Source organism: Rhodococcus sp. IEGM 1351, assembly GCF_030056875.1.
Lineage (GTDB): Bacteria > Actinomycetota > Actinomycetes > Mycobacteriales > Mycobacteriaceae > Rhodococcus_F > Rhodococcus_F opacus.
In genome coordinates this window covers 201,190-216,644 of the sequence record NZ_JASHKU010000012.1, presented here as the reverse complement: position 1 = coordinate 216,644, position 15,455 = coordinate 201,190, and the positions used below count along the sequence as shown (strand labels likewise).

The 15,455-nt window shown below is 67.6% G+C and carries 14 protein-coding genes; 3 read left to right on the top strand and 11 right to left on the bottom strand.

Going from position 1 to position 15,455, the window contains the following annotated elements; genetic code table 11:
- Nucleotides 1-39: 39 nt before the first annotated feature.
- On the bottom strand, nucleotides 40-843 hold the full coding sequence (locus QM806_RS22195; RefSeq protein ID WP_005244521.1) for an alpha/beta fold hydrolase: 804 nt from the start codon (nucleotides 841-843) through the stop codon (nucleotides 40-42).
- Between the two features lie 110 nt (nucleotides 844-953).
- Between QM806_RS22195 and QM806_RS22190 the strand changes: the two genes are divergently transcribed.
- On the top strand, nucleotides 954-1,889 hold the full coding sequence (locus QM806_RS22190; protein WP_210461304.1) for a methionyl-tRNA formyltransferase: 936 nt from the start codon (nucleotides 954-956) through the stop codon (nucleotides 1,887-1,889).
- Between the two features lie 58 nt (nucleotides 1,890-1,947).
- Here the strand turns inward: QM806_RS22190 and QM806_RS22185 are convergent, their stop codons facing one another.
- Together QM806_RS22185 and QM806_RS22180 are read right to left on the bottom strand one after the other, a co-directional pair.
- Nucleotides 1,948-3,696, bottom strand: coding sequence for an ABC transporter ATP-binding protein (locus QM806_RS22185; protein WP_283292853.1), 1,749 nt, complete (start codon nucleotides 3,694-3,696; stop codon nucleotides 1,948-1,950).
- Nucleotides 3,693-5,396 (bottom strand): ABC transporter ATP-binding protein, encoded by a 1,704-nt coding sequence (locus QM806_RS22180; RefSeq protein ID WP_283292850.1) that lies wholly within the window; start codon nucleotides 5,394-5,396, stop codon nucleotides 3,693-3,695. The genes QM806_RS22185 and QM806_RS22180 overlap by 4 nt, the downstream gene beginning before the upstream one ends.
- A 171-nt stretch (nucleotides 5,397-5,567) precedes the next feature.
- Between QM806_RS22180 and QM806_RS22175 the strand changes: the two genes are divergently transcribed.
- Both QM806_RS22175 and QM806_RS22170 read left to right on the top strand, forming a co-directional pair.
- Entirely contained in the window at nucleotides 5,568-5,741 is a 174-nt protein-coding gene (locus tag QM806_RS22175) for a hypothetical protein (RefSeq protein ID WP_005262874.1), read from the top strand.
- Between the two features lie 33 nt (nucleotides 5,742-5,774).
- Nucleotides 5,775-7,322 (top strand): alpha,alpha-trehalose-phosphate synthase (UDP-forming), encoded by a 1,548-nt coding sequence (locus tag QM806_RS22170; protein WP_043787817.1) that lies wholly within the window; start codon nucleotides 5,775-5,777, stop codon nucleotides 7,320-7,322.
- Here QM806_RS22170 and QM806_RS22165 read toward each other — a convergent pair.
- The 8 genes from QM806_RS22165 to QM806_RS22130 form a co-directional block, all read right to left on the bottom strand.
- Nucleotides 7,292-8,302 (bottom strand): NAD-dependent epimerase/dehydratase family protein, encoded by a 1,011-nt coding sequence (locus QM806_RS22165; RefSeq protein WP_283292843.1) that lies wholly within the window; start codon nucleotides 8,300-8,302, stop codon nucleotides 7,292-7,294. The two genes, QM806_RS22170 and QM806_RS22165, sit on opposite strands and share 31 nt — an antisense overlap.
- A gap of 88 nt (nucleotides 8,303-8,390) precedes the next feature.
- A complete protein-coding gene (locus QM806_RS22160; protein WP_283292840.1) occupies nucleotides 8,391-9,215 on the bottom strand; it encodes a nuclear transport factor 2 family protein in 825 nt (274 codons plus the stop codon).
- 2 nt (nucleotides 9,216-9,217) lie between these two features.
- On the bottom strand, nucleotides 9,218-9,736 hold the full coding sequence (locus tag QM806_RS22155; protein WP_283292838.1) for an Rv1363c family protein: 519 nt from the start codon (nucleotides 9,734-9,736) through the stop codon (nucleotides 9,218-9,220).
- The gene (locus QM806_RS22150; RefSeq protein WP_283292835.1) at nucleotides 9,733-10,476 is read right to left on the bottom strand and encodes an Rv1363c family protein; all 744 of its coding nucleotides are present in this window, start codon (nucleotides 10,474-10,476) and stop codon (nucleotides 9,733-9,735) included. The genes QM806_RS22155 and QM806_RS22150 overlap by 4 nt, the downstream gene beginning before the upstream one ends.
- A complete protein-coding gene (locus QM806_RS22145; RefSeq protein WP_280778853.1) occupies nucleotides 10,473-11,888 on the bottom strand; it encodes an MCE family protein in 1,416 nt (471 codons plus the stop codon). Before QM806_RS22145 ends, QM806_RS22150 begins: the two co-directional genes overlap by 4 nt.
- Nucleotides 11,885-13,114 carry an MCE family protein gene (locus QM806_RS22140; protein ID WP_283292832.1) on the bottom strand — a complete coding sequence of 410 codons (1,230 nt, stop codon included), beginning with the start codon at nucleotides 13,112-13,114 and terminating at the stop codon, nucleotides 11,885-11,887. The genes QM806_RS22145 and QM806_RS22140 overlap by 4 nt, the downstream gene beginning before the upstream one ends.
- On the bottom strand, nucleotides 13,111-14,403 hold the full coding sequence (locus QM806_RS22135; protein ID WP_280778855.1) for an MCE family protein: 1,293 nt from the start codon (nucleotides 14,401-14,403) through the stop codon (nucleotides 13,111-13,113). The genes QM806_RS22140 and QM806_RS22135 overlap by 4 nt, the downstream gene beginning before the upstream one ends.
- Nucleotides 14,400-15,455, bottom strand: coding sequence for an MCE family protein (locus tag QM806_RS22130; RefSeq protein ID WP_283292827.1), 1,056 nt, complete (start codon nucleotides 15,453-15,455; stop codon nucleotides 14,400-14,402). Before QM806_RS22130 ends, QM806_RS22135 begins: the two co-directional genes overlap by 4 nt.

The window sequence follows — 15,455 nt, the reverse complement described above, 5'->3', positions numbered from 1 at the left end:
CGCCGTCACCGTGATCGCCCCCCCAGCCGCTCGGAACTGTCAGTTGGCGAGGAACTCGAGCAGCACCTTGTTCACCACTTCAGGCTGTTCGAGGTAGCCGTAGTGCCCCACGTCGGGGATCTCGTAGTACCGAGCCGACGGGATGGCCTCGGCCACCTCACGCGACAGATACGGCGGAATCATCCTGTCGTCGGCGAAACCGATGGACAGGCACGGCGTCGTGATCGCCCGGTAGGCCTGCCTACGATCGAAGCTGCGGTCCATCTCCATCTGCGCGCGCACGCCGTCCGACGTCCGGCCACCGCTGAACTCGAACAGGTCGAGCCAGTCGCGGGCCGTGTGCGGGTCGACGAGCGAGGCGGGCGACAGATTCATCACGGCAGTCACCGCGGCCCGGTACTTGGCCGGGAGTTCGACCCCACTGTCGTGCAGGGCACGCTCGCCCTCGGTGAGGGTCTGCTGGAAGTAGTCCATGCGGGCGTGACCGGCGAGGAACGCCGCCTTGTGCACGAGGTCGGGCCGGGTCAGGGCCAGTTCCTGCGCGACACGGGCACCCATCGAGGTGCCGACGACACGCGCCGGTCCGCCGCCGAGGTGCTCGATCAGTCCCGCGGTGTCGGCGACGAGATCGTCCATGGTGATCCCGCCGAGGCTCTCACCGGACGGCGCGATGCCCCGGTTGTCGAACGTGCAGACGCGGTAGCCGGCGTCGATGAGCGCAGGGGTCTGATGCAGATCCCACACCCGTCCCGGACTTCCGGTTCCCATGATGAGCACCACTAAATCGCCGGATCCCTTGACCTGGTAATTCAGGGGGATCCCGTTGATCGTGGCGATCGTCATGTTGCCTTCCTTCCATGGGCGGTCTCACCGAATTAGATTGGATAGCCTAAGCTGGCTTCGCTGCCGCTCGCATGCGGCGCTGACCGACAAGCTCGTCCAGGAGGACCGCGTTGAGAGTCGCCACACTCGGATATCAAACCTGGGGTCACCGTACCCTGCAGGCCCTGCTCCAGTCCGACCATGAGGTCGTCCTCGCGATCACCCACCCCAAGAGTGACCACGTCTACGAACAGATGTGGGCGGACTCCGTCGCCGACCTGGCCACCGAGCACGGGGTGCCCGTGCACATCGCCACCAAGCCGGACGAAAACTTCAAGGCCGCGCTGAAGCAGGCCGACCCCGACATCGTCGTCGCCAACAACTGGCGCACCTGGCTGCCACGGGACGTCTTCGACTCTCCCCGCTACGGCACCCTCAACATTCACGACTCGCTCCTGCCCAAGTACACAGGATTCTCCCCGCTCATCTGGGCGCTCATCAACGGTGAAGAAGAAGTAGGCCTCACCGCGCACCTGATGGACGAGGAACTCGACGCCGGCGACATCGTTTTGCAGAGGTCGACGCCCGTCGGGCCGTCGGACACCGTCACCGATCTGTTCCACCGCACCGTCGACATGATCGGCCCGATCACCCTCGACGCACTCGAGCTGATCACGTCCGGTCGCACGGACTGGACGCCACAGGACCGCTCGCAGGCCACGTTCTTCCACAAGCGTGCCCCCGAGGACAGCCTCATCGACTGGACGTGGCCCGCCGACGCGATCGAACGGCTCGTCCGCGCGCAGTCCGACCCGTACCCGAACGCCTTCACCCATTACAAGGGACAGCGTGTCCGGGTTCTGAAGGCCGCCGTATCCGAAGGAAATTACGGTGGAACGCCCGGGCGTGTCTTCATCCACGAAGGCGACGGAATGGTCATCGTCGCCGGACCCGACGCTCGCACGGGCCGGAACAAAGGCCTCAAGATCCAGCGCGTCCGACTCGACGACGGCACCGAACTCGCCGGAACCGAATTCTTCCCCCACGGCGGCGGCTACCTCAGCTGACGCCCGTGCGCCTTTCTGGTAGCGGGAGCCACCAGAAAGGCGCACGGGGCGGAACGCCCTACCGACCCTCCCACGCCGACCAGAGTTCGGCGTATCGGCCGCCGGTCGCGACGAGATCGGCGTGCGGCCCCTGCTCGACGATCCGGCCGTGTTCGAGGACGACGACCCGATCGGCGGCGGCCGCCTGCGTCAACCGGTGGGCCACCACCAGCGTCGTGCGACCACGGGTCGCCGCCTCGGCCGACGCCTCGAGTTCCCGCGCACCCGCGCTGCCTGCTTCGGCCGTCGCCTCGTCCAGGATCGCGACCGCCGGGTTCGCGAGGACCAGTCGCGCCAGAGCCAATTGCTGCGCCTGGGCGGCGGTCAGCTCGTGGCCGCCCTCCCCGACCACGGTCTGGACGCCGTCGTCCAGTGCGTTCACCCAGCCGTCGGCGCCGACGGCTTTCAGTGCCATCGCCGCGTCCTCCTCGGAGGCGTCGGGTGCGCCGAGCCGAAGGTCGTCGATCAGCGGTCCGGCGAACACGTGGACTTCCTGGCTGACGATGGCGACCCGGCGGCGGAGACCACCCGGCTCCAGGTCCGGCAGCGCGGCGCCGCCGATGCGCACCGAGCCGGACGTCGGGACGATCGAGCCGGCCGCGATCGCCGCGACCGTCGTCTTGCCCGCCCCGGTCGAGCCGACGAGGGCGACGCGTTCACCGGACTGCACGTGCAGGCTGATGCCGTGCACCACTTCGTGGCCGCCGTCGTAGGTGTGTCGCACGTCGGCGAGTTCGAGCGTCGAATCCGCGGACTCCCGGACGGCGGCACTCCCGGTGCTCGACTCGTCGTCGAGGTCGACGACGCCGACGAGCCGGGCCAGGCTCGCTCCCGCCGACTGCACCTCGTCGAACGTGTACATCAGCATGCCGATCGGATTGAACAACCGGTGGAAGAGCAGTGCCGCGGTGGTGGTCTGCCCGACGGTGACGATCTCGGCATTCACCAGTGCGAATCCGGCGGCGAGGATGGTGGCGAGCCCCACGAACTCGGCCCGGTTGCCGCGTCCCGCGAACCGGGTGAACAGTGCGAAGACGCCGACGGACAGGTCGCGGGCCTTCTCCGACCCACCGTTGATCTGCGCCAGATGGCTGTCTTCCAGACCGTAAGCGCGCACCGTCCGGGCGCCCTGCATGCTGCTGATCAGGGCCTGCGAACGCTCCCCCATCGCGACACGCTCGGCGGCGTACACCGGCGCGGACCGCGGCAGGTACCAGCGCATCGCCAGCGCATACATCGGCAGCGCCACCATGCCCGCGAGCCCGAGCCGCCAGTCGATGCCGAGCATCGTGACCATGCTGAGCACCACCAGCAGGACAGCCGTGACGAGGTTGGGGACCACGTCGGTGACGGCCTTGCCGATCACCGCGACGTCGTCGCCGACCCGCGACAGCAGGTCGCCCTTGCCGACGCGTTCGACCGTCTGGATCGGCAGCCGGAGCGCCCGGTCGACGGTGCGCTCGCGCAGATCCGCCAGGATTCCCTCGCCGAGACTGCGGATCAGGAACGACGCGAACCCGGCACACACGCCGCCGATCACCGCGGCGGACGCGATCACCGCGACCACCCACCCGATGGTGGACGGCGGCGCACCGTCCTGCACCCGGTCGACGAGGACGCCGAAGACGTAGACGGGAACCAACGCCATGCCCGCCGCGACGGTGGCGACCAGCATGGTGACGACGCTCCGGCCGCGGCGGTGTCCCAGTTCGGACTTCAGCCACGCCCACGTGTCGCGGGCGTTCGCGATGGGCAACAGTTCACTCATCGCAAGACCGCCTGACGGTAGTTCGCGTTCTCGGTCGCCAATCGCGAGTGTGTGCCCTCGCCGACCACCGTTCCGTCGTCGAGGACGACGACGCGGTCGGTCACGGACAGCAGCGCGGGGCTGCTCGTGATGAGGATCGTCGTCAGGCTGCCGGCGGAGGCGCGATGCCGCAGGTCCGCGATGCCGCCCGCGATCGTGTGTTCGGTGACCGCGTCCACGGCGGTCGTCGGATCGTGCAGCACCATCACCGGCGACTGCGCCACCAGCGCACGTGCGAGGGCGACCCGCTGCCGCTGACCCCCCGACAGCGAGGACCCGCGGTCGGCGACCTCGTGGTCGAGACCCTCGGGGTGTGCTTCGACGACGTCCACCGCCGCGGACGCGGTCAGCGCCGCCTGCACCTCGGACGCCGCCGCGCCGGACCTGCCTGCGGTCACGTTCGACGCGACGGTTCCGGAGAACAGGTCGCCGTTGTGCGGTTCGACGAGCAGCGCCCGGCGGGCCTGCGCGAGATCCGCGTCCGACAGCCGCACTCCGCCCACCGTCAGTTCGCCGTCGTACCGGTCGGGCGGAACCTGCCCGGACAGCAGCGCGGCCAGCGCCTCCGCGTCCTGCGGGCGGTACGCGACGACGCCGAGCAGTTCGCCGGGGGTGACCCGGAGGTCCACCGCGTTCAGGGACCGGTAGGACACCCCGGTCAGGCTGAGCTCGCTGCCGTCGAGTGTCCGGCCCGACCCGGCGGGCAGCAGAGGTTCCGCATCGAGGACCAGGGCGAGGCGGTCCGCCGACGCGCGGGCGAGGGCGAGGAACCCGGGCAGACCGGCCAGGACGCCGAGCGGTTCGATGAAGAACTGGGACAGTCCGACGACGGTGATCAGCTCGCCGATGGTGATGCGCCCCTCGAGGGCGAACCAGCCTGCGACACCCGCGACACCGACGGCGAGGAGGGCGCTGACGGTCATCGACACCCCGGCGAACACGGCGGAACTCTTCGCCGTGTGCAGGGTGGCGCCGAGCGCCTCGCGGCTGGCCGTCCGGTATCGCCGCGACGCCGACACCTCGGCGCCGATCCCGCGCAGGGGGCGGAGCCCGCTGACGAGGTCGGTGGCCATGGCCGACGCCCGCGCGACGGCGGCCTGCTGATCGGTGGCCCGGCGGGTGATCAGCGGCGCGGCGACCTGGAGGAGACCGAGGATGACGGGGGTGCCGATCAGAACGGCGAGTCCGAGCGGCACGTCGATCAGCAGGAGGGCGACGGCGGATCCGATCGCCGCGGTGAGGGCCGCCGCGGCCCGCGGTGTGATGTCCGCGATCCAGGCCGCACGGTCGGCGTCCGACGTCGACACGGACAGCAGCTCACCGGCACGCAGGTCGGTGCGCACTCCCCGCGGGTCGAGGATGCGGTGCGCCACCTCCATCCGCAGCTGGTGCGCCTCGTTCTGCATCGCCACGACGATGAACCGGGCACCGAAACGCCACGCCGCGGTGAGCACCAGGAACAGCAGCGCCAGGGCGCACAGCCACACCGCGAGAGCGAACACGTCCCCGGTCGCGACGGCCCGGTCGACGATCACGCCGATCGAGATCGGGACCAGCGTCTCCGCCACCTGATGCAGGCAGACGAGCACGGTGCCGATCCCCAGCCGAACACGATTCCGCACCAGCGTGCGACGCAGAATTGCGGTGCCACCAGTCTTCACGCGCGTAACTCCCAACGCCGACGCTTCCCCACCCACCCACCAACCAAGTAAGCAGACCCTAACTAGATGAACCTTAATCGATGGGCAACTAGCGTTGACATGCCCGGTTCTCATAGAGTCGCCGATACGAACTACTGCGCGTGACGCAGCAGCAAGCCCGAGAGGACAAAGATGGCCGCGAAGACGACCGCCGAAAACGACATCGCGGACGAGGATCTCGAACCCCTAGCCGACGAGACCGCCCGCCAGGCGCAGCGCGTTGTCGCTGCATACGCCGAAGATGCCGACGAGTGCAGGATGCTGCTCTCCATGCTCGGAATCGGACCCACCAGCAAGCTCGACTGAGAATTTCGTCCACTTCGACTGCGAAGGAAGCCCGTGGCTGCCAGTTCGGAATCGTCAGCATCGTCATCACGCTCGACTTCTGATCCTGTGTCCGGGCAAGCCGACTTCGTCGTCGTCGCGAACCGACTCCCCGTCGACCTCGAACGCCTTCCGGACGGCACCACGCGCTGGAAGCGCAGCCCCGGTGGCCTCGTCACCGCGCTCGAGCCGATCCTGCGCCGCAACAAGGGCGCATGGGTCGGCTGGGCGGGGGTCGCGGACGCCGAGCTCGATCCCGTCGTCGAGGACGATCTCGAGCTCTACCCCGTTCCGCTGAGCGCCGCGGAGATCGCCGACTACTACGAGGGCTTCTCCAACGCCACCCTCTGGCCGCTCTACCACGACGTCATCGTCAAGCCCGAGTACAACCGCGACTGGTGGAACGCGTACGTCGAGGTCAACCGGCGCTTCGCGGAGGCCACGTCGAAGGCGGCCGCACACGGCGCCACGGTGTGGATCCAGGACTATCAGCTGCAGCTCGTTCCGAAGATGCTGCGCATGCTCCGCCCCGACCTCACCATCGGGTTCTTCCTGCATATTCCGTTCCCGCCGGTGGAACTGTTCATGCAGATGCCGTGGCGCACCGAGATCATCGAGGGCCTGCTCGGCGCCGACCTGATCGGGTTCCACCTCCCGGGCGGTGCCCAGAACTTCCTGTACCTGGCCCGCAAACTCGCCGGTCAGCAGACGTCCCGCGGCAACGTGGGCGTCCGCTCCAAGTTGGGCGTCGTGCAGGTGGGGTTCCGCACGGTGCGCGTCGGCGCGTTTCCGATCTCCATCGATTCGGGGCAGTTGGACGAGCAGTCCCGGTCCAAGTCGATCCGGGACCGCGCCAAGAAGATCCGCAAGGAACTGGGCAATCCCAAGCACATCATGCTCGGCGTCGACCGCCTCGATTACACGAAGGGCATCGACGTCCGCCTCGCCGCGCTGCACGAACTGCTCGACGAGCAGCGCATCGATCCCGCCGACACGGTGATGGTGCAGCTGGCCACGCCAAGCCGCGAGCGGGTCGACAGCTACGTGCAGATGCGCGACGACATCGAACGCAAGGTGTCGCGGATCAACGGCGAGTACAGCGAGGTCGGCCGGCCGGTGGTGCACTACCTGCACCGGCCGATCCCCCGCGAGGAGCTGATCGCCTTCTTCGTCGCCGCCGACGTGATGCTGGTGACTCCGCTGCGAGACGGCATGAACCTCGTCGCCAAGGAGTACGTGGCGTGCCGCAGTGATCTCGGCGGTGCGCTGCTGCTCAGCGAGTTCACCGGCGCGGCCGCCGAACTCCGTCAGGCGTTCCTGTGCAATCCGCACGATCTCGACAGCGTCAAGGACGCGATGGAGCAGGCCCTGAACCAGCCGAAGGAGGACGGCCGACGCCACATGCGGGCCCTGCGCAGGCAGGTCCTCGCACACGACGTCGACCGGTGGGCCAGGTCCTTCCTCGACGCCCTCGCTCACGGCGGCGCCGCCGGCCCGGCACTGATCGCTCCCGCCGAGGCTTCCGAGTCCGACTACAACGAGGACGCGACCGGGGAGAACTGACCGCCCCGGCTCAGCTGACCGGACGTCACCAGGAAGGCGACGAAGTCGCGGATCGTCTCGTCGGCGGGACGCGGAACGTAGCCGAGTTCGGACCGCGCCTTGGAGCCGTCGATGACGGGCGCCGCGAGCAGCGCCGACATCGCCGACCGTGACAGAACGTCGGATCCGAACCGGGCCCCGATCGGTTCGGCGATCGGCAGCACGCGTTCGATGACGCTGAGTGGGAACGAGTACAGCGGCCCCCGACGACCCGCCGCACGCGCAGCCCTCCTCACGGCATCGTGCATGCCGAGCATGTGCCCCGAGATCAGGTAGTTCTCACCGGTCCGGCCCTTTTCCCCGGCGGCGATCAGTCCGGCGGCGACGTCGCGGACGTCGACGAAGTCGAAACCGCCCTGCACCGCCGCGGGAACCCGGCCGCGAGCGGCGTTGCGCAGCAATGCGTTCACCCGCGACAGTCCGTAGTCGACGGGCCCGTACACCCCGGTGGGATTGCAGATCACCGCATCGAGCCCGGCCTCGACCACCTCACTGAGTTCGATCTCGCCCGCCCATTTGGACCTGTCGTACACCGGGATCGACGCGTCGACGGACCGGGGTGAGTTCTCGTCGAGCGTTCCGCCGCAATTGCTCTGATCGAAGGAGTGCACCGAACTGCAATGCACCATCCGCCGAACACCCACTGCGAGAGCGGCTTCGGCGACGGTACGCACGCCCTTGGTGTTGACGGTCCAGGCCAGGTCGTCCTTCTGGGCGAGGGTGATCATCGCGACCAGGTGGTAGACCACCTCGGCGCCGTCCAGCGCCCGCTTCATGGATTCGACGTCGAGTACATCGGCATTCACCCACGTGACCCCGTATTCGGGTGCGTACCGGGAACGCACGCGGTCGATTGCGGTCACCTCGTGCCCCGCCTCGACCAGCAGATTCAGCAGATTGTTGCCCACGAATCCCGCGGCGCCGGTTACTGCAACCTTCATCGACGACTCCCCGTTCGGTTGTGGCCAGGCAACGCAGCTTCGTGCGTCGGCAATCGGCCAGGAGACCCCGACAGTACTAGAACTTGTTTCATTTTGTGAAGGGGGTGACTGCCTCGACGAACATCCGCACTCGTGCGATCTCGTGGGATCGGTGTGCGAACTCCAGCAGGGCCACACCCTCCCACCCGGCAGCGCGCACGGATGCGGTCACGGCACGCCCCGCCACGATCATCTTGCTCCACTGCAGTTCACGGAGACTGTCCGCGAAGTGAGTGGGCGAGAGCGGGGCATCCGGTGACAGTTCGAGAACCGCACCGGGAGCAAGCCTCTCCGACATTGCGGCCGCGTCCTGACGGCGGACGGCGACCAGAAATCCGATGGCGGCATTCCTGCCCGGACGCCCGACGGTCCGCAGGCCTCGCATGAAACCTGTTACACCGAGAACGCCCTGATTCGCGAGAAGTTGCGGCGCCAGCTTCACCGACGCCGCCGCGCCCCGCCACCCCGCCGCGGCCAACTGGGCGATCATCACGGACAGTTCCCAGTGCGCATACAACCCGTCGACGGCCACGACACCCGACTCCGCCACCAGGTCGTAGCGCAGGTGCATCGGCACCGTCAGCACCACTCCCGTCGACATCCGGGTCTCGAGGTCGAGGTCGCGGACCACGGTCATTCCGCACACCACGTCCCGCTTCACATGGAATGTGATCGAATTGGGGGCGATGAACGTGTCGTAGAACCGTTCGATCGCCTTCGTGCCGACGTGTGGCCGCGAGCCCACCGGGTCGTTGACCCGAGCGCCGTCCGAGAACAGCCCGACCCACGCGGCGCGGTCGTGCACCGCGACCGCGGACGGTGAACGCCCCACGACAGCAAGGAGTTCCGCCACGGTCGGCGTGGAGTCCGGCACCGCTACACCGGGGTCAGCTGATCGACGAGCCAGTCGTCGTCGACCTTCTGCAGCGACACCCGCACGCGGCTGCCCGACGTCCGGGCGTCGGGAGCGTCGGCGCTCGTCGTCGTCTGGTTGAGGTACAGCAGAACCACCGCCTCGTCGGGTGTGGTCGACACGGGCGCCGCGGCCTGCACCGACACCTGCACGGTGAGTTGCTTCTCCTTGGCGCCCGGCGCGATCGTTTCCTGCACGAGCGTGGTGTAGTCGTCGCGGAAAGAACCGGTGAGTCCGTCTGCGGCAGCCGCCAACTGGTTGTCGACGTCGGCGAAGTCGTACGCCAGCATCGCGACGGCCTGCTTGCCCGCGGCGTCGACGGCCTCGGTGCGCGCCTGCTCCGCGAGTTGGTCCTGCCGGTGGTCGTACCAGAGGAAACCCACCACCACCGCGAGGGCGACCACCACGACCGCGGCCGCGATCTTCAGCGCTGTCTGCTTGGTGACGGCGAACTTTCGCTTGTCTTCGTTGTTGTCGGTCATGGGACGAACTCCACCTTCGATGCGGTCAACTTTCCGTCGACGTCGCTGACGGTCACTCGCATTCGGAAGTCGCGCGGTGAGGGTTCGGGCTGTTCCTTGCTGCTGACCATCGTCCGCGCGGCCACCAGAACGTTCGCCGAGATCGAGGTCTCGCTCCCGTTCTCGACACCGGCCTCGACAACCTGGCCCTCGGTAGTCACATTCGCATCCCGCACGACGCCGACGAACGGATCCTCACGGCCCTGGAACTCTTCGAGGAACTGACCCGACGCGCCGGCGATGATCCGGTCGACGTCTTCCTTCGCGGTCTCGGGATGGATGGTTGTCAGGTTGAGCACCGTCTGCCGGGCCGTGTCGACGAAGGCCTGACGGCGGTCGTCCCGTTCCCGTGCGGACTGTTGGTCGAGCAGCAGGACCACCGCCGCGACGACCAGTGCGACGACGACCACCGCGGTAACACCCCACGCGAGCAACGACTTCAGGGGACGACGCTGCTTCGGCGCGTCGGGCGCCGGAGCGTCCGGGGACGCGACCTTCGCCGTCGACACCTTTTCCGCCTCGGGCGCGGCGTTCGCGTCTGTCGGCTTGGCCAGGACCACCGGCTTCGGGGCCTCGGTCTCCCCCACCGGCGGGCCGGCGTGCCGGACCGCCCTGCGCCTGCTCCGGTCCTTCGCCGCGGAGCTCTGCTCGGTCGCCTGCTCCGCGGAGTCGGTTGCGCGCTCGTCTGTGCTGGAACTCAAATCTGCTGACCTGTCATCATCGTCTGCCACGTCGAGTCCTTTCCCTGCACCGCCAGATCCGGTTGGGTGTACGTCTTTCCATCCGAACCAATGAAGCTACCGGTGGCCGGGTCGTAGGGCACGGCCGCGACCGGTGCACCCGCGGCGCCTTCGTAGGAACTCGGAACGGCTGTGTACGAGGGTACATCCGGCGGCATGATCGGCCCGTACGGCGGGTTGTTGCCCGACGCCTCCCAGCCCTCGCGGCACGCCTCGACCGTCGGCGCGCGACGTCCCGGGAACTCCATGCACGGCAGGTTCCGCGCGCCGCGCACCACGGCCGGATCGTCCGGAGCGGCCTTGCAGTACAGGTCGTTCGGTGTCGCGATCGGGTCGGTCTGATCTCCCGACCGGCGTTGCTCCGGGGGCAGGAATCCGGTCGTGCAGGCCGGCGGGTCGTGCAGTTGCAGGGCGAAGTCGACGATCGCGCCGTCCTCCACCGGCCCGCCGGTCGCGGCCGTCACGAGCGCCGCGGTCAGGGGTGGGTAGATGACCAGCACCTGTTCGATGCTCTTGTTGTAGATCACCCCGACCTGGCCGACGCTCACCAGATTCCGCAGCAGAATCGGCAGTGTCGGCTGCAGGTCCTGGAACAGCCGGGTGGCTTCCTGCGCCGTTCCCGGGCCCTTCTCCAGCACCGACCGCAGGCTCGGGTCGCTCGCCCGCAACTGGTCGGTGAACGTCACCAGGTCCTGGGTCCACGACCGGATGGCGTCGCTGCTGACCACCTGGGTGTCGAGCAGTGGGCCGACCTGGTCGATCAGGGCCTTCGTCGCGTCGCTGTTCGCATCGGCCTCCTCGACGAACAACCGGGCCGAGTCGATGAGCCGCTGCAGGTCGGGGCCCGATCCGTTGAACGCCGTGAACGCCTCGTCGATCACCGTCTGCAGCCTGGTGTCCGAAATGCTGGCGAGCAGTTCGTCGGCCTGGTCGAGCATTTCGCCGACGTCCTGCGGAATGGTGGCCCGGTCCAACGGGATCACGTCGCCGTCCGCGAGGTACGGGCCGTCGGCCTCGGCGGCGCCGTCCCGGGGAATCAGATCGACGTACTGCTCGCCGACCGCCGACACGCTCTTGACTGCCGCGTCGACGTCGGCCGGAATCTTGTAGTCGCTGTCGAGTGACATCTTCGCTTCCACACCGTCGCCGGTGAGCGTCACGTTCTCGACGACACCGATGTTGGTGCCGCGGTAAGCGACATTGGCGTGCGAGTAGAGCCCACCGGTGGACGGCAGTCGGACGCTGACTTCGTAGCGCCCGACGCCGAACAGCACCGGCACCTTCACGTACTGGATCGACATCACCACGAGCCCGATGACGGTGAGAATCGAGAAGATGATCAGCTGAATGCGAACGAATCTCGTCATTCTCATGGTGTCGGCGCCCCTCCCAATTGCGGCGGAAGGCCCGGGATCTGCGGCAGTCCGGGTATCTGTGGAAGCCCAGGAATCATCGGGGGTGCGGGTGCCGGCTTCGGAGCCGGCTGCAGGGGTGCCTGCAGGGGATCGCCCGACTGCCCGGCAACCCCGGCGAGCGATCCCACGGCGCCCTCGACGCCGCCGAGCGATCCGCCGAGGCCGGTTCCGGTCAGGAAGTTGCTGTCGACGCGTTCGTTGGTCATGTCGATCGTCATCATGAGGTTCGCGTAATCACCCTGAATCGCCTTGTCCATCGTCTTCATCGGGAACGGGTACGTGAGCATCAGGGTCAGCACCTCGGTCAGCGCGCTACCCGAGTTGGCGAGTTCACGCAGCACCGGTGTCAGGTTTGCCAGGTTCGCTTTCAGTTCCTCGCCGCTGTTCTCCACGAGACGGGAAGCGGTGTCGCTGAGCTTGCCCACCTCGACCAGCGCGGTGGTGAGGTTCTGCCGTTGGGTGACGAGCACTTCCAGCGCGGGCGGGATGCCGTCCAGCGCCGCGTCCAGGGTGGCCTTCTGCTCGTTGACGGTGCCCGCCAACCGGTCGAGTCCCTCCATCGCGCCGATGATGTCGCCGCGCTGCTGATCCAGGCTCGTGACGAGCTGGTCGAGCTGCGGGAGAAGATCCCGGATCGAGTCCTCCCGGCCACCCAGTGCGGCGTTGAGTTCCTGGGTGATGTCGTGGATCTGGGCGATGCCGCCACCGTTGAGCACCACCGACAGCGACGACAACGTCTGCTCGGTGGTCGGGTAGGCGCCCGCCCGCTCGATGGGGATCACGTCGCCGTTCTCGAGCCGGCCTTCGGGCTCGGCGTCGGTCGGCGGAGCCAGTTCGAGGTGCTGCGAGCCGAGGAGGCTGGTCTGGCCGATCTTGGCCGTCGCATTGGCAGGCAGTTGGACGTCGCCGTTGATCGAGACGGTGACCAGTGCATGCCAGTCCTGCACGTCGATTCCCGTCACCGAACCCACCGTCACGTCGTTCACGCGGACCGGCGAGTTCTGCGACAGCGTCGTGACATTGGGCATCTGGATCTCGACCGTGTACGCGTCGTCGCCCTGTCCCTCGGTGCCCGGCAGGGGAAGCGAGTTCAGCCCTTCCCACTCGCACCCGGTCAGGGTGAGGGACAACGTGATCGCCACAGCCGCGATGGCGGCGCGACGCACCCGTGTGCGCTTCGTCATCGCCCACCTCCCGGCTGCAGCAGATCGTTGAGGTCCTTGGGCACGGCGACGGTCGGCATCCCGGCGAGGGCCCCGGTCATCGGCGGCGCGGACCGCGGGGGTACGGAGGCCCCGAGGCTCGGCGGCGTGAATTCGATCTGGTCGGGGAATGCGTTCACCCCCGTCGTCGGGTTGGTGAGGATGGGCAGGTAGTTCGCCGTCAGCGAGTTCAGGACCGGCGACAGGTACTGCGTGCACAGGTCCGCGCTGCGGTTCGCCTCATTGGCCTGCAGGCTCTGGATGGCACCGCACATGAAGTTCACGGGGTTCCCGAAGTTCGCCATCGCGACCGCACCGACCAGTGATCCCTGCGCCGGCTTGTAGATGTTGCTGAAGTTGGCCAGCGCCGTGGGCGCGACGTGGAGCACCTGCTCGATCTGCGGCCTCTTGTCGGCGAGCACCTGGGTGGCGTCGGCCAGGCGGCCGACCTGCTCGCTGAGGCTTGCCCGGTTCTCCACGACGAACCGGTTGACGTCGCCGAGCGCGAGGTCGAGATCGTTCAGCGCGGTTCCGAGTTCGTCGGAGTTGGTGGCGAGCATGTTCGACACCGACGCAAGCCTGCCCTCGAACTGGACGATCTGCTCGTTGCTCGACGACAGTGCGGCCACGAACGTCTGCAGGTTGCGGATGGTGGAGAACAGGTCGGTCCGGCCGTCGGACAGGGTCCGCATGGTCTCCGACAGTTCCCGCAGCGTGTTCCGCAACGACTCTCCGTTGCCGTCGAGATTGTCGGCGGCGGTGTCGATGAACGTGCCGAGCGAGCCCTGCGGATCGGCGCCCTGCGGTCCGAGCGCCTCCGACAGCTTGTTCAGCTCGGTCTTGATCTCGTCCCACTCCACCGGGACGGCGGTGCGCTCCACGGGGATGCTCGCGCCGTCGCCCATCGTCGGCCCACCCGCGTAGACGGGTGTCAGCTGCACGAACCGTCCCGACACCAGGCTGGGTGCGACGATGACGGCCTTCGCGTCCGCCGGGATGTCGACGCTCTTCTGCACGTTCATCGTGACCCGTGCGAAATCGGCGCCGGGCTCGATCGAGTCGATCGTCCCCACCTTCACACCGAGGACGCGGACGTCGTCGCCCGAATACAGCCCGGTGGTCGTCGGGAAGTACGCGGTGATGGTGTTCTGGAAGAGCTTGGGCACGAACATCACTGCGGCGCCCACGATCAGCACCACGACGACCGCGGCGACGCCGCCGCGGATCAGCCACTTCTTCCGCGTGTTGGTGATTTCCGGGTTCGTCGTCATCGCGGCGGTTCCCTCAGCTCGATGGACGGACCTGTCTGCAGGTAGGCCTGGAGGTCGTTGGGGAGGTGCTCCGGCCACGTCACCGCGTCGCTGAGCCCCTGGAACAGGTTGCCGATGCCGATGTTGTAGACGTACGCCATGAAGAACGGACCGCTACCGACCGATTCCCCGAGCTGAGTGGCGTACGGCGCGAGGCCGTCGAGAGCCTGCGAGATGTTGTCCTTGTTCCGCTGCAGGACGTCGACCACCGAGTTCAGCTTGTCGAGCGTCGGTTTCATCTGCTCCTCGTTGTCCTGGACCAATCCCGTGAGCTGCCGGGACACCGCGGAGATGTTCACGATCAGCTGGCTGATCGCCGTGCGGCGACGGTCGAGCTCACCGAACAGCTGGTTCCCGTCGACGATCAGCGAGTTGATCTGCCCGCTGCGCTCGGCGAGGATTCCGGTCACGTTCTCGGCACGCGAGAGCAGCTGTCGCAGCGTCTCGTCCCGCGAATTGATGCTCTCCGACAACCGGGTCAGGCCGTCCAATGCGGTGCGCAGCTCGGGCGGTGTGTTCTCGAGAGCGCCGGACATCGCGTTCAACGCGTTGTTGACCTCGTCGGTGTCGAGCTCGGACACGGTGTTCGACAGGTCGCCGAGCGCGTCGTTGAGAGAGTACGGAGAGTTGGTGCGCTCCAACGGAATCGTCGAGCCCACCGGCATCGTGTCGTACCCGAGCGGGGTGACGGCCAGAGACTTGCGTCCGAGAACGGTGTTCGTCTTGATGTTCGCCTCGGTGGCGTCGCCCAGCACGATGCCGTCCTCGATAGTGAACCTGACGAGCACGTGCTGCTCATCGAGTTCGACCTCGGCGACCTTCCCGACGTCGACGCCGGCGAGCGTCACCGCGTCGCCGGTCATCAGCCCACCCGCGTCCTCGAAGTAGGCGGAGTACTGCGTTCCACCCGAAAGGAATTGCAGCTGATCGTATTGCAGGGTCGCGATCACGATCATGCTCGCGATGGCGACACCGATGATTCCCACCTGTACGGGATTACGTTCGCGTTTCAT

What these genes read in the sequence shown, in the direction of transcription:
- QM806_RS22155 (WP_283292838.1), bottom strand. Translation starts at nt 9,736, where the DNA reads ATGACCGACAACAACGAAGACAAGCGAAAGTTCGCCGTCACCAAGCAG.
- QM806_RS22185 (WP_283292853.1), bottom strand. Translation starts at nt 3,696, where the DNA reads ATGAGTGAACTGTTGCCCATCGCGAACGCCCGCGACACGTGGGCGTGG.
- QM806_RS22145 (WP_280778853.1), bottom strand. Translation starts at nt 11,888, where the DNA reads ATGAGAATGACGAGATTCGTTCGCATTCAGCTGATCATCTTCTCGATT.
- QM806_RS22165 (WP_283292843.1), bottom strand. Translation starts at nt 8,302, where the DNA reads ATGAAGGTTGCAGTAACCGGCGCCGCGGGATTCGTGGGCAACAATCTG.
- QM806_RS22195 (WP_005244521.1), bottom strand. Translation starts at nt 843, where the DNA reads ATGACGATCGCCACGATCAACGGGATCCCCCTGAATTACCAGGTCAAG.
- QM806_RS22140 (WP_283292832.1), bottom strand. Translation starts at nt 13,114, where the DNA reads ATGACGAAGCGCACACGGGTGCGTCGCGCCGCCATCGCGGCTGTGGCG.
- QM806_RS22130 (WP_283292827.1), bottom strand. Translation starts at nt 15,455, where the DNA reads ATGAAACGCGAACGTAATCCCGTACAGGTGGGAATCATCGGTGTCGCC.
- QM806_RS22135 (WP_280778855.1), bottom strand. Translation starts at nt 14,403, where the DNA reads ATGACGACGAACCCGGAAATCACCAACACGCGGAAGAAGTGGCTGATC.
- QM806_RS22175 (WP_005262874.1), top strand. Translation starts at nt 5,568, where the DNA reads ATGGCCGCGAAGACGACCGCCGAAAACGACATCGCGGACGAGGATCTC.